At 64.2% G+C, this 13,966-nt stretch carries 11 protein-coding genes; 9 read left to right on the top strand and 2 right to left on the bottom strand.

The genetic code is table 11. The features are described 5' to 3' along the window. Position 1: 1 nt before the first annotated feature. Complete coding sequence (locus tag H3H39_RS11630; protein WP_182153551.1) at positions 2–1,093, bottom strand: LacI family DNA-binding transcriptional regulator; 1,092 nt, start codon at positions 1,091–1,093, stop codon at positions 2–4. 383 nt (positions 1,094–1,476) lie between these two features. Here H3H39_RS11630 and H3H39_RS11625 point away from each other — a divergent pair, with 383 nt between their 5' ends. The 7 genes from H3H39_RS11625 (at position 1,477) to H3H39_RS11595 (ending at position 8,689) form a co-directional block, all read left to right on the top strand. Continuing rightward, positions 1,477–2,727, top strand: coding sequence for an Hsp70 family protein (locus tag H3H39_RS11625; protein ID WP_182153550.1), 1,251 nt, complete (start codon positions 1,477–1,479; stop codon positions 2,725–2,727). Between the two features lie 20 nt (positions 2,728–2,747). Further along, the gene (locus H3H39_RS11620; protein ID WP_182153549.1) at positions 2,748–3,377 is read left to right on the top strand and encodes a 3'-5' exonuclease; all 630 of its coding nucleotides are present in this window, start codon (positions 2,748–2,750) and stop codon (positions 3,375–3,377) included. Positions 3,378–3,491: 114 nt separating this feature from the next. Next, positions 3,492–3,821: a hypothetical protein gene (locus H3H39_RS11615; protein ID WP_220461521.1), complete on the top strand. Its 330-nt coding sequence runs from the start codon at positions 3,492–3,494 to the stop codon at positions 3,819–3,821. Between the two features lie 70 nt (positions 3,822–3,891). Next, positions 3,892–5,367, top strand: coding sequence for a putative porin (locus H3H39_RS11610; protein WP_182153547.1), 1,476 nt, complete (start codon positions 3,892–3,894; stop codon positions 5,365–5,367). A gap of 9 nt (positions 5,368–5,376) precedes the next feature. Next, the gene (locus tag H3H39_RS11605) at positions 5,377–6,294 is read left to right on the top strand and encodes a metal ABC transporter substrate-binding protein (protein ID WP_182153546.1); all 918 of its coding nucleotides are present in this window, start codon (positions 5,377–5,379) and stop codon (positions 6,292–6,294) included. Further along, complete coding sequence (locus H3H39_RS11600; RefSeq protein WP_182153545.1) at positions 6,291–7,082, top strand: metal ABC transporter permease; 792 nt, start codon at positions 6,291–6,293, stop codon at positions 7,080–7,082. Before H3H39_RS11605 ends, H3H39_RS11600 begins: the two co-directional genes overlap by 4 nt. A 236-nt stretch (positions 7,083–7,318) precedes the next feature. Then, positions 7,319–8,689 carry a tetratricopeptide repeat protein gene (locus tag H3H39_RS11595; protein ID WP_182153544.1) on the top strand — a complete coding sequence of 457 codons (1,371 nt, stop codon included), beginning with the start codon at positions 7,319–7,321 and terminating at the stop codon, positions 8,687–8,689. Positions 8,690–8,778: 89 nt separating this feature from the next. On the opposite strand, the gene H3H39_RS11590 is transcribed toward H3H39_RS11595, so the two are convergent. Beyond that, a complete protein-coding gene (locus tag H3H39_RS11590; RefSeq protein WP_229218008.1) occupies positions 8,779–10,539 on the bottom strand; it encodes a GGDEF domain-containing protein in 1,761 nt (586 codons plus the stop codon). 293 nt (positions 10,540–10,832) lie between these two features. On the opposite strand from H3H39_RS11590, the gene H3H39_RS11585 reads away from it, so the two are divergent. Together H3H39_RS11585 and H3H39_RS11580 are read left to right on the top strand one after the other, a co-directional pair. Beyond that, positions 10,833–11,489, top strand: coding sequence for a methylamine utilization protein (locus H3H39_RS11585; protein ID WP_182153542.1), 657 nt, complete (start codon positions 10,833–10,835; stop codon positions 11,487–11,489). Between the two features lie 15 nt (positions 11,490–11,504). After that, positions 11,505–13,922 carry a putative bifunctional diguanylate cyclase/phosphodiesterase gene (locus tag H3H39_RS11580; protein ID WP_182153541.1) on the top strand — a complete coding sequence of 806 codons (2,418 nt, stop codon included), beginning with the start codon at positions 11,505–11,507 and terminating at the stop codon, positions 13,920–13,922. Positions 13,923–13,966 lie beyond the last annotated feature (44 nt).

Below are 13,966 nucleotides of genomic sequence, written 5' to 3'. Positions count from 1 at the left end.
CTCAGGCCGCCAGCATGTCGGCCGGCAGCGGCGCGAGACGGGCCGTCGCCCCTTCGATGAACTGGGCGTTGAACAAACGGCAATGGGCTTCCGTGCTTCGTCTGTCGATCTGGGCCACCAGCAAGTCGGCGGCTGCGGCGGCCATCTGCTCCATGGGCTGGCGCAGCGTGGTCAGGTTGTAGCTGAGCCAGTTCGACGGCTCCACCGCATCGAAGCCGGCCACCGAAAGCTGGCCCGGCACGTCGATGCCCAGTTCATGGCGCGCGCAGTCCAGGCAACCGATGGCCATCACGTCGCTGGCGCAGATGACGGCGTCCGGCACCCGGCCCAGTTGGCGGATGACTTCGCGCAGGCCGGTCCCGCCGCTGGCGTAGTCGTATTGTCCAGCCACCACGAGCGGAGCGGGCAAGCCCAGTTCCGTCAGGCGCTGCCAGGCGCCGCGCCGGCGTTCCTGCGAGATGCAGGAGTCCATCGGACCTTCAATGATGGCGAACTGACGGTGACCGGCGGCAGCCAGGCGCGACACCAGGGTGCGGGCCGCTTCCACCTGATCGCAGCTGACCGTATCGACCACCTGGCCTGGCGTGCGGCGGTTGAGCAGCACCAGTGGTACCCCGCGCCGTCGAAATTCCGCGACATGGTCATCGGACAGGCTGGCGACGGCGATCGCGCCGTCCACCTGGTATTGCCATACATCGGCCAGGGCGTGAACGACGTCCGCCTCCTGGGCCAGTGAAAACAGCAATACCCGCTTGCCGTGCCGGGCGATCTGCTGGCTCAGGGCCGACAACACTTCCGGGTAATGCAGATTGGAAGTGTTGCTGATCAACACGGCGACCATATTGCTGCGGCGGGTGATCAGGCTGCGGGCGGCGGCGTTGGGGATGTAGTCGAGGCTGGCGGCCGCCTTCATCACGCGCGCGTAGGTCGCTTTGGAGACGCTGGCGCCCGGTTTGAAGCAGCGCGAGACGGCCGACTGCGACACGCCCGCCAGCAGCGCCACGTCATAGGACGTCACGCGGCGTGCCGTCTCGGGCGCGCTGGCGGAACATGGTACCGGGTCGGCACCGGAGGGCGTGGTGGTTTTGGGCATAATCTCGTCATGGCCGTCCGGGCTGGCGTGCGACACGCTCGCGCCCGCATTGGCGGCCGCTGGCGGCCAAATAGTTCTCTTAAGCATAACTTATATAGTTACCGAGTGGCAATGGCCTGTTGTGATGGTGATATCAAGTCGGCTGAGATTAGTCACAGTAGGCCGACATTAATTCGGCTGGTCGCAGGCGTATAGGCCGGTGCGTGTGATGGCGTCGGAACAGGCAGGGTAGACCCGCTGTGCGGCCAGGGTTTTGATCCTCGGCAATATTTAGCCCGGTGGAAAGCAGATTACATGGCGCGTGGGTGCTTAGTTTCCGCAAACTGCGCCGGGCGCCCGCATTTCTGATAAAATCACGCCCCTTTATTCCGGGAAGGGTCGACATGGCCATTGCTTGCGGTGTCGATTTTGGCACGTCAAATTCCACTGTGGGCTGGGTGCGGCCCGGCCACCCCGTCATGCTGGGGCTGGAGGATGGCAAGGAAACCCTGCCGTCCGTGGTGTTCTTCAACGCCGAAGACGAGGACGTGAGCTTCGGGCGCGCCGCGCTGAGCCAATATTTGGCCGGCTACGAGGGCCGTCTGATGCGTTCGCTCAAGAGCCTGCTCGGCACCAGCCTGATCGATGGCCAGACGGAAGTGGGCGGGCGCGCCTTGCCGTTCCGCATGTTGCTGGCCCAATTCATCGGTGAACTGAAACGGCGCGCCGAACTGGCGGCCGGGCGCGAATTCACGTCGGCCGTGTTCGGGCGTCCTGTGTTCTTCATCGACGACAGCGCCGCCAACGACCAGCTGGCCCAGGACACGCTGGCCGAGGTCGCCCGTTCCGTCGGCTTCAAGGACATTTCCTTCCAGTTCGAACCGATCGCCGCCGCGTTCGACTACGAATCCCAGATCGACCGCGAGGAGCTGGTGCTGATCGCCGACATCGGCGGCGGTACGTCCGACTTCTCGCTGGTGCGGCTGTCGCCGGAACGGGCCAAACTGGCCGAACGGCGCGAAGACATTCTGGCCAACGGCGGCGTCCACATCGGCGGCACCGACTTCGATAAATACCTGAGCCTGTCGTCCGTGATGCCCTTGCTGGGCTATGGCAGCCGGCTGCGCAGCAATAGTGAAGTGCCGTCCAGCTATTTCTTCAACCTGGCGACGTGGCACACCATCAACCAGGCGTACACCAAGAAGATGTGGCTGCAACTGGCCGACATCAGCCGCGACGCGGCCGAGCCGGATAAGCTGGGCCGGCTGCAAAAGCTGATCGACCACCGCGCCGGCCACTGGCTGGCGATGCGGGTGGAGGAGGGCAAGATCGCGCTGTCCGACGCTTCCAGCGTGGCGCTGGAGCTGGACCGCCTGTCGCCCGCCACCACCTTGCAGCTGGAACGGACGCAATTCGACGACGCCATCGGCCATCTGGTGACCTCGGTCGAGCAGACCGTGCTCAAGCTGCTGGCCGACGCCGGTGTGGCGCCCGATGCGGTGGACACGGTATTCTTCACCGGTGGTTCCAGCGGCGTGCGCCAGCTGCGCGAGCGCATCGCGGCCTTGCTGCCGGCCGCGCGCAAGGTCGAAGGCGACCGTTTCGGCAGCATCGGCGCCGGCCTGGCGCTGGATGCCGTTCGCAAGTTTGGCTGAATCTGAGAAAAGGGAACGCGATGCAGGTGTTTGACAAACCGATCGTCATGATCGACTTCGAGACCACGGGCCTGTCGCCCGACATGGGCGACCGCATCACGGAAGTGGCTGCCCTGCGTATCGCGGGCGGGCAGGTGGTGGAGCGCTATGTGTCGTTGATCAATTGCAATGTCCGCATCCCATCGTTCATCACGGGTCTGACGGGCATCACTCAGGCCATGGTGGACAGCGCGCCGCCGGCGGATCAGGTGGTGCCGGAATTGCTGGCCTTTATCGGTGACGACACCTTGTCGGCGCACAACGCCAGCTTCGACGAGAAGTTTCTCCGGGCCGAGAGTGCGCGGCTGGGCCTGGCGCCCGCGCATACGGGCCTGGTGTGCTCGCTCAAGCTGTCGCGCCGCGTGTTCCCGCAACTGGCCAGCTACAAGCTCGGCAACCTGTCCCAGCAACTGGGCATCCGCTTCAAGAGCGCGGCCCACCGGGCCGAATCGGATGCGGAAGTGGCGGCTGAAGTCTTGCTGCACATCGGCCGGCACCTGGAACACAGCTATGGACTGGGGCCGGTCGATCCGGCGCTGCTGGTATCGGTCAACAAGCTGGCCGCTGCCAAGGTGCATGCGTTTTTGCAGAAACAGTCGGTCGCCGCTTGAGCAGGCATCCGATACAAAAAAACATGCTGTTGGCTTGCCGGTCGCATTACAATACGGCCATCGTTTCCCCTTAGTTGCTGATTTGTGAACGCACGCCGCACTTTTGCTTATGTGATGCTGTCGCTTCTGCTGGTACTGTCCCAGCAGATGGGGATCTCGCACGCGCTGTCGCACTGGTCCGGCAATGGTAACAGCAGCAATAGCGGCAGGGCCACCGCCAGTGCGGACGAACGGCAAGGCCGCGCCTCCAGGTCGCTGGCACTGGACCAGAGTTGCGACCAGTGTCTCGCGTTCGCCCAGATCGGCTCCGCCCTCGATACGGCGGTGCATTCCTTCCCCGCCGCGCGCGCGGCCGCCGTGGCTGTCATCGCCGCTCCCCAGCAGTCGTGCAGCCGCCGCACTGTCTGCGTTTTCCATTCCCGCGCACCACCCGTCCTGGCCTGATTGAAGCCCTCCGTCCCGTCGTCCTGCATGGCAGGCGGCGGCACGCATTCTCATTCAGAAAAGGACCATCATGCTGAAACGCAGCGTCATGGCGCTCACCGTGAGCGCCGTCGTGGCCGCGCCTGTCGCGCAGGCCGCCGACAAGTCGGACAAAAAAGAGCTGGCGGCGATCCGCGCCCAGATCGCCCAGATGCAAAAGGATTACGAGGCGCGCCTGCAAGCGCTGGAACAGCGGCTGCAGCAAGCGCAAACCGCCACCGCCGCCGCCCAGGCGCAATTGACGACCCAGGCCGGAACATCCACTGGCGCCAACGCGGAAGCGCCCGCCGCCCAACTGGGCGCCGCGTCAGCGTCACTCGCTGAGACGGCATCGGCCGCCACGCCGGCCGCGCCGGTGGGCGGCGCCGCGCCACCGTCCAACCTGTTCAACCCGAACATTTCCATGATCCTGGGGGGCACGCTGCAAAACCTGTCGCAGGATCCCAATCAATACCGCTTGCAGGGTTTCATTCCCAGCGGCGGCGAAGTGGGGCCGGGCAAACGCGGCTTCAGCCTCGGTGAGTCGGAGCTGACCATGGCCGCCAACATCGATCCGCAGTTCACCGGCCAACTGACGTTCTCCCTGGCCGGCGACAACACGCTGAGCGTGGAGGAAGCGTTCGTTCAAACGCGCGACATGCCCAACGGTCTCAACCTGAAAGCGGGCCGCTTCCTGTCCTCGATCGGTTACCTGAACGGCCAGCATGCCCACACCTGGGACTTCGTCGATGCGCCGCTGGCCTACCAGGCCTTCCTCGGCGGCCAGTACAAGCCGGACGGGGTGCAAGCGAAATGGCTGGCGCCGCTGGACCAGTTCCTGGAAATCGGCATGGAAGCGGGCGATGGCGCCGCCTATCCGGGCACCGACCGCAACAAGAATGGCGCCGGGGCCTGGAGCGTGTTCGCGCACCTGGGTGACGATATCGGCGACTCGGCCAGCTACCGTGCCGGCCTGTCCTACCTGCACACGGGCGCGCAGCAGCGCGGTTACGAGGATGGCGGCCTGAACTACGCTTTCAGCGGCAAATCGGCCACCTGGATCGCGGACGCCATTTACAAATGGGCGCCCAACGGCAATTCCACCCACACTAACTTCAAGTTGCTCGGTGAATATTTCCGCCGCAAGGAAGATGGCAGCCTGGCCTATGCGACCGGCACGCCGGACGCGGCCAATGGCGGCTACAGCAGTGTGCAGTCCGGCTGGTATGCGCAAGGCGTCTATCAGTTCATGCCGTACTGGCGCGTGGGCGCACGTTACGACCGGCTGTCGTCCGGCACGCCCCGCATCGGTCTGGTCGACAGCGGCGCGCTGGCGCTGGGCAATTTCCCTGTGCTGGAAGGCTACAACCCCACCCGCAGCAGTGTGATGGTGGACTACAGCCCGTCCGAGTTTTCCCGCCTGCGGCTGCAACTGGCGCGCGACCAGTCGCGCCCCGGCGTCACCGACCACCAGATATTCCTGCAATACATCATGAGCCTGGGTACGCATGCTGCCCATGCTTTCTAAGGAGCTGTCATGCTGAAACAACGTCATTATTTGCTGCGCGCCGCCTTCGCGTGCGCCAGCGCAGTGTTCTGCCTGCCATCCCACGCCACCGTCAATGTGCTCGCTTGCGAGCCGGAATGGGAAGCGCTGACCACCGAACTGGGCGGCGACAAGGTCAAGGTGTCCAGCGCCACCAGCGCGCTGCAGGACCCGCACCGTATTGAAGCGCGGCCGAGCCTGATCGCGCGCACCCGCAACGCCAATCTGCTGGTGTGCACGGGACTGGAACTGGAAGTGGGCTGGCTGCCGGTGCTGGTGCAGCAATCCGGCAATGGCAAGATCGCCGCCGGGCAGCCCGGCAATTTCGAAGCCGGCGCCTATGTGCCGCGGCTGGATGTGCCAGGCAAGGTGGACCGCAGCGAAGGCGACGTGCACGCGGCCGGCAATCCTCACATCCAGCAGAATCCCCACAACATCGCGCTGGTGGCCGTGGCCCTGGCCAAGCGGCTGGCTGAGCTGGACCCGGCCAACGCGGCTTACTATCAGGCCCGCCAGAAGGACTTCGCGGCGCGCTGGGATGCCGCCATGCAGAAGTGGGAGAGGCAGGCCGCGCCGCTGAAGGGCGTGGCCGTGGTGGAGCACCACAAGAACATGGAATACCTGATGAACTGGCTGGGCTTGCGCCAGGTGGGTACGCTGGAACCGAAGCCGGGCGTGGAGCCCAGCGCGGCGCACCTGTCCGGCTTGCTGAGCCAGTTGCAGCGTCAACCGGCGCGCATGGTGCTGCGCGCCGCCTATCAGGATGGGCGGGCATCGCAATGGCTGTCCGAACACGCGAAGATACCGGCCGTCGTGCTGCCATTCACGGTGGGCGGCGACGAGCGCGCCAAGGACTTGTTCGGCCTGTTCGATTCTTCCGTGCAGCGTCTGCTGGACGCCAATAAATGACGGCCGCGTCGTTCGACTTGATGATCATCCTGCCGGCGCTGCTGGCGGGCCTGCTGGTGCTGGTCACCCATATTCCGCTGGGAGCCCAGGTGCTCAAGCGGGGCATCGTCTTCATCGACCTGGCCATTGCCCAGATCGCCGCGCTAGGGGTGATCATCGCCGGCGTGGCCGATCTGGACCCGCAAGGATGGGCCGTGCAACTAGCCGCCGCGCTGGCGGCCGTGCTGGGCGCCGTGCTGCTGACGTGGACGGAGAAGCGTTGGCCGGAAGTGCAGGAAGCCCAGATCGGCGTGATGTTCATCCTGGCCGCCACGGCCGGCCTGCTGCTGGTGGCGCATAACCCGCACGGTGGCGAGCATTTGCAGGACTTGCTGGCCGGCCAGATCCTGTGGGTCCGTTACGACCAGTTGCTGGTGCCGGCGATCGGCACGGCCGCGATCAGCGCGCTGCTGTTCCTGTTCCAGAACCGGCTCAGCCGCTTGGGTTTTTACCTGATCTTCGCGCTGGCCGTGACGGCTTCCGTGCAACTGGTGGGCGTCTACCTCGTGTTCACCAGCCTGATCGTGCCCGGCCTGGCCGTGCGCCACTACTCTGGTGGCAAGCGGCTGGCCTTGGCCTATTTGATCGGCGCGGCCGGTTATGCGAGCGGGCTGGTGCTGTCGACCCTGTTCGATTTGCCGTCCGGCGCGCTGATCGTCTGGTGCCTGACGGCGCTGGCCATCGTCGTCTATGCCGTTGGCCCTAAACGCCATGGGAGCCATGGCGCATCGCGTCACCACCACGGCTGAGCGTAACGCTCGCCATCGTGGACCAGCACACTTCCGCTCGGAAGTGCCTGGTCCACGTCCAAAATATTTCCCGCGATACAGCGAACGATAACAATTTGCCATGCAGTTTGAGCAGGCTCAAAACTGCGCGCCAATCGCAATTTATACTTTATACAACATTGTTACGCTTTGCCGGTACGCGTCCTTATGGCGCGCGCCGACGGCAACAATCCAGATTGGCCAGCTGGAGGTGTCGCATGAAGAACCAGAACTCAGCCAAGGACAGCTATGACAGCTACGTCTGGTTTCGCGACGCGGCCGAACAGGGCAATCCTTACGGGCAATTCAACCTGGCGTTGATGTTCAAGACGGGCCAGGGCATCGCGCGCGACGATGCCAGCGCGTTCCGCTGGATGCGCCTGGCCGCCCAGCAGGAACTGGCATTCGCGCAGAACCATCTGGGCGCCATGTACTACAACGGCCGGGGTGTCGCTGCCAGCGACCTGGAGGCGGCGCGCTGGTTCCGGCGTGCCGCCAACCAGGGCGACGCGTCGGCCCAGCAAAACTTGGGCGTGATGTACAAGCGCGGACGAGGCGTGCCCCGCAGCGACGAGATGGCGCTGGCCTGGTTCTACCGCGCCTCCGAACAGGGCGTGGCCAGTGCCCAGACCCTGTTGGGTGAGGCCTATGCCCAGGGCTTGGGCACACGGCGCAATTACGCGCTGGCGTTGGCCTGGTTCCGCAAGGCGGCGCTGCAAGGCGATGCCACGGCCCAACTGAATCTCGGCTTGATGTACAAACGCGGCCAGGGCGTCACGCCCAGCGATGCGCAGGCGCTGGCTTGGTTCCGTCAGGCCGCGTCACAGGGCGATGCGGTGGCGCAGCGCCAGGTGGGTGTGGCGTACGCGCAGGGACGGGGTGTGGCGCAGGACGCGACACGCGCTTATGCCTGGCTGTCGCGCGCGGCCGAGCAGGACGACGCGGACGCGCAGTTTAACCTGGGCATCATGCTGGCGACGGGCAAGGGCGTGGATCAGGACGAGGCACGCGCCTGTTCCTGGTATGAGCGGGCGGCCGATGCCGGCCATGCGCTGGCCCAATATAACCTCGGCGGTATGTACGCCCATGGCCGGGGTGTGGAGCGGGATCAGGCGCGGGCGCTGGCGTGGTACCAGCGCGCGGCCGAGCAGGGAACGGCCAATGCCCAGTTCAACGTGGGAGTGATCTACGCCAATGGCCATGGCGTGCCCAAGGATGAGGAAAAAGCGGTCGTGTGGTACCGCACGGCGGCCGAGCAGGGCGACGCCAGCGCACAGAATAACCTGGGGGTCATGTATGCGAATGGCCATGGTGTGGCCCAGGATGACGTGCAGGCCGTGCTGTGGTACCGGAAGGCGGCCGATCAGGGTCATCCGCTGGCCCAGTACAACCTGGGCGGCATGTACAACGGCGGGCGGGGTGTGCCGCGCGATGTGGTGCGCGCCCACATGTGGGTATCCCTGTCGGCCGAGCATGGCGACGAGGCGGCCGACAACCAGCGCAAGCTGATCGCGCGCGCCATGTCGTCTGCCGAACTGGCGTCTTCCCACGAACTGCGGCGCCGCTGGCGGGAGGAACATCGGGCCTGAACGCCTGAACGCCTGAACGCCTGAACGCCGGTGTGCGGCCACAGGGGGGCGGCTAGGCCTGCGTGGCCAAGGCACTCGCCGCCGGGAGATTAACGGGCTTGCTGCTGCCGGCGATCCAGGAACAGGCTGTTGCCGTGGATCTTCTTGGCCTGCTTCTTGGCCTCGGTCGCCGCCGTGGCGATCTGGTGGTGGGAGTAATACTGGTGCGCTTCCACCTTGATCGCGCCTAGTGACAAGCTCATCAGCGAATAGAACACCTTCTTGCCTTGGCGATCTTCGCTCAGGTAGCCGCCCCGTTCCCAGTCTTCCAGGCTGTAATAGTCGCGCGCCCCGAGTGAGAACTGGGCCAGGATGGCCTGGCAGCGCGCTTCCCAGTCCTCGCTCTGGAACAGGATCATGAAATCGTCGCCGCCAATGTGGCCCACGAAGTCGCGGTCGGGATCGCAATGGTCGGTGAGGATCTTGCCCGTGCGCTGGATCACGTCATCGCCGCGCCGGTAACCATACACGTCGTTGAATGGCTTGAAGTGGTCCAGGTCGCAATAGCAAACCCAGAACCGCGTGCCGCTCTCCAGTAGCCGGTCGATATGCTCGTTGATCGGTACGTTGCCGGGCAATTGGGTGAGGGGATTGGCGTAGCGCGCCGCCGTGATCTGCATTTGCGTGATTTCGCGCATCAGGTCGTGGCCCGTGCCCATGCCCAGGTATTGGCCGTTCTCGGTGATGATGAAGCCGTTGAACAGGTGGTGGGCGTCGGCCTGCACCATGGTGAAGCTCAAGTCTTGCAGGCTGGTGTCCTTGTCCGCGATCAATGGCTTGCTGTCCATGAAGATGCGGCACGACTTCTTGCCATACAGTTCGCGCTGGTAGGGGCGGGCGAAGTGGTCGATCATGTCGAAGCGGCTGATCAGTCCCAGCGGCTGCCCTTCCTCGACCACAGGGATGATGAGCAGCTTGGGTTCACGCATGAAAATCTCGTACACCTCGTTATTGCTCATGGACGGCGGTACGGCGGCCACTTTGTGCAACAGTTTGAGGATGCTGGCGCCGTTCTTTTCATTGCCGTGCTGCGGATAGACGGCCACGCCGTTGCGCGCCAGCGCCTTGGCCACCTCGGCCGGCACCGCTTTCGCCGGCTGGCTGTTCGGCCGGCCCAGATGGTAACCCTGGCCGAACGCCACTCCCAGGTCGCGCAGCACCAGCAGTTCCGCCTGCGTCTCGATGCCTTCCGCGATCACCAGCGTGTTGGACTGGTCGGCGATCTCCTGGATGGAACGGACAAATTGCAGTTTGACGGGGTCGTTGTTGATGCCCTGGATGAAGTGCATGTCGATCTTGACGAACTCCGGCCGCAATTCCGACCACAGGCGCAGGCTGGAAAATCCTTCACCCAGGTCGTCAATGGCGATCTGGAAGCCCATGTTGCGGTAATGCAGCACTGCATCGCGCATCAGTTCGTAATCGTAGGTGGGCTGGTTTTCCGTCAGTTCGATGATCACGCGGCTGGGATCGATGCCGGCTTGCTGAATATATTCCAGCGTTTCGCCGTGCGGCGCGTCGCGCTGGAGCAGGCATTCCGGGCTCACGTTGAGAAACAGCTTGCCTGGCAGTTTCAGTTCCGCGAAACGTTCCAGCACCACCTTGCGGCACAGGTGCTCCACCTGCACGGTCAGGTTGTTGGCGCGCGCCACCTTGAACAAATTCATGGGCGCGTGCAGCGGGCTGTCCGATGGACCCCGGATCAAGCCCTCGTAGGCGATGATCTCGCCCGTTTGCATCTGGATAATGGGCTGGAACAGGGCGCTCAGCTGGCGCTGGGCGATGATGTCGTTTAAGTGTAACCGTAGCATTTCATCCTCTTCCAACACGGCCGCCGGAACGGGCGGCTTCAAATAGGTGACGGTGGCGGAAGGGGGGGCGGGGCGGGTGCCGGAGAGCGCCAGGGGGAGGGAATTCACGATGCTTGCCATGGACGAGAGATTGTTGCATATGCTAATCGCCAAATGTGACAACCGTATGAAATGCAGGAAACAAACAGTGCAGCTTTAATTGCCTCATGGAAGCAAAAAATTGCGGAAATCGTTAGCGGGAACTTTTTGCCAGGCGCTACAATGGAAGTTCCGCATCCTCAGCAGGCTCACCAATGTCCTTGAAATTCGTCCTGTCATCCGCCGTGCTGGCGCTCGGTGCGCTCGGTGCGCTTGGCGCCGTCAACGCCGAGGCCGCCGCCTTGATGGTGAAGATCCTTGACGCCAACGGTGCGGCGCTTGCCGACACCGTCGTCTACGCGGAGCCGGAAGGTGGCCAGGTGCCGAAAACCATGGCACCGGGTGAAATCGCCCAAAAAGGACTGAAATTCATCCCATTGGTGACGGTGGTGCAGACCGGCAGCAAGATCTATTTCCCCAATAATGACCGGGTCAGGCACCACATCTATTCGTTCTCGCCCGCCCACAAATTCGACCAGAAGCTGTATTCCGGCGAGCAGGCGCCGCCCCAGTTGTTCGATAAGGCCGGTACGGTGGTCCTGGGCTGCAACATCCATGACAAGATGCTGGCTTTCGTGAAAGTGGTCGATACCCCGTACTTCGCCAAATCCGATGCCGGTGGCCTCGTTCAACTCGATCTGCCGGCCGGCAAATACACGGTCAAGGCCTGGCACTACGACGCAGCCGGCGGCCTGACCCCGGAGCAGCCGGCGCAAGTCAAGGCCGGCGAGGGGGGGGCACCGCTGGTATTCCGGCTGACCCTGAAGCAGGGGAGCGCCGATCCCGACGCGGCCGCCCGGCCTAATCTCTGACCGGAGGTCAGCATCATGCACTTCCGCAGCCTGGAAAGCCGTATCGTCACCTTGTTCCTGGCACTGATCGTGGCGGTGCAGGTGATCGGCCTGCTGGTGATCCAGCGCGGTATCGACAGCAACGCGCGCCAGTCCATCAGCAGTGAATTGAACAACGGGACCAAGGTGTTCCGCCGCCTGCTGGACCAGAATGCGCAAAGCCTGCGCTTCGGCGCCCGGCTGCTGGCGCGTGATACGGCCTTCGTGGCCGCCATCGGCAATAACGACGAAGACGATCGCGCCACCATTGAATCGGCCCTGGCCAACAGCGGACGCCGCATCAAGGCCACCATGACCATGCTGGTGAGCGCCGAGCGCCGCGTCAGCGTGTCGACCAATAGCATCCAGGCGGCAGCCCTGGAGCCGCTCGTGCTGAGCATGCTCGACCCGGCCGAGCAGGGCGACGGCGCCAACGGCATCGCCATCGTGGAGCGGCGCCCGTACCAGATCGTCGTGATGCCCGTCAAAGCCCCCATCACCATTGGCTGGATCGTGATGACCTTCCCGATCGACCGCCAGCTGGCCACGGATATGCGCGACGTGTCGTCGCTGCACACCACCATCCTCACTCACGACCCCAAGAGCGGCTGGCTGGCCGTCGGCTCCACCTTCCTGGCGCCGTCCGTGAACGCCGCCGTGCAGCAGTTGCAGGCCATGCCCCAGCTACCGGTCGACCCCTTCGATCTCACGGTGGAATCGAACAAGTACAGCGCCCGTTTGCTGTCGATCGGCCAGGATGGCCCGCAAAGCGCCAGCGTGATGCTGGCCCGCTCCATCGACGAGGCGACGGAGGATTATCAGCGCCTGGAGCGGTGGTTGATCGGCCTGACCCTGGCCGGCATCGCCGTCTCGGCGCTGGTCAGCGTACTGACGGCCAAGCGCATCGCCCAGCCCCTGAGCGAGCTGGCCGTCACCGCCAAGCGGCTGGAGCAGGGCGATTACCAGGGCCAGATCGACGTCACGCGCCAGGATGAAATCGGCGCGCTGGCCCATGCCTTCGACAGCATGCGCGACGGGATCGCCCGGCGCGAACAGGAAATCTCCCGGCTGGCGTACCGCGACACGTTGACCAATCTGCCGAACCGGGCCCAGTTCCTGCGCCTGCTGAGTGAAGCGTTGGCGGAGGCGCGCAAGCAGGATGGCAGCGTGTTCGTGCTGATGATGGACCTGGACCGCTTCAAGCACGTCAACGACGTCATGGGCCAGAGCTTTGGCGACGCCTTGTTGCGCCAGGTGGCGGACCGCCTGCAAAAACTGTTGGCCGGCCAGCGCCATGTGTCGCCGCAAGTGGCCCGGCTGGGTGGCGACGAATTCGCCGTGCTGCTGCCGGAAGCGACGCTGGAACAGGCGCGCGGGCTGGCCAGCGACATCGCGCAGGCACTGGAAACGCCGCTGTCGCTGGAAGACCAGATGGTCGACATCGGCGCCGGCATCGGCATCGCCGGCTATCCAGCCCATGGCGCCGACGCGGAAGCACTGCTCAGCATGGCCGAAGTGGCGATGTATGCGGCCAAGCTGCGCAACGATGGCGCGGTGGTGTACGACAGCTCCATCGACAAGGCCAGCGAACAAAGCCTGTCGCTGCTGACGGAACTGCGTAACGCCATCGAGCGCAACGAATTCCGCCTGTTCGTGCAGCCGAAGATCCATTTCGACACGGGCGAGGTGGTGGGGGCGGAGGCGCTGGTGCGCTGGGTACATCCCGAACGCGGCAACGTATTCCCCGATCAATTCATCCCGTTCGCTGAGCAGACGGGCTTTATCCGCAAGCTTACGCGCTGGGTGCTGGAGCAGTCGGCGGCCCTGTGCCAGGATCTGGAAGCGGCGGGCCTGCATGTGAAAGTGTCGGTCAACCTGTCCACCCGCGACCTGATGGACCAGGACTTGCCGACCAAATTCCGCGAACTGCTGGAGCGGCGGCGCCTGTCCGCATCGTCGTTCTGCCTGGAGATCACGGAGAGCGCCATCATGGACGATCCCGTGCGCGCCGAGCAGACGCTGGCGCGCCTGCACGCGATGGGCGTGGAACTGTCGATCGACGACTTTGGTACCGGCTATTCCTCGCTGGCCTACCTCAAGCGCCTGCCCGTCAACGAACTGAAGATCGACAAATCGTTCGTGCTGAACATGGAAAGTGATGCGGGAGACGTGATGATCGTCCGTTCCACCATCCAGTTGGGGCACAACCTGGGCCTGCGCGTGGTAGCCGAGGGCGTGGAGAGCGAGGCGGTGTGGCACCAGCTCAAGAGCATGAACTGCGACCAGGGCCAGGGCTATTACATGAGCCGCCCGATCCCGGCCGACCAGCTGCTGCTGTGGATGCAGCAATGGCGCGCGCCAGAGCCGGTCAGCCTGCCCGCGCCGGCGGCGGCCAGCCTGACGCTGGCCAAATAAAAATCGACTTGCCAAGCTTGCTAACATTTTAAATTTGCATCGAA

Source organism: Rugamonas apoptosis (genome assembly GCF_014042355.1).
GTDB classification, from domain to species: Bacteria; Pseudomonadota; Gammaproteobacteria; order Burkholderiales; family Burkholderiaceae_D; genus Rugamonas; species Rugamonas apoptosis.
The sequence above is the reverse complement of the archived record's forward strand: the minus strand, read 5'-3'. Positions and strand labels throughout refer to the sequence as shown.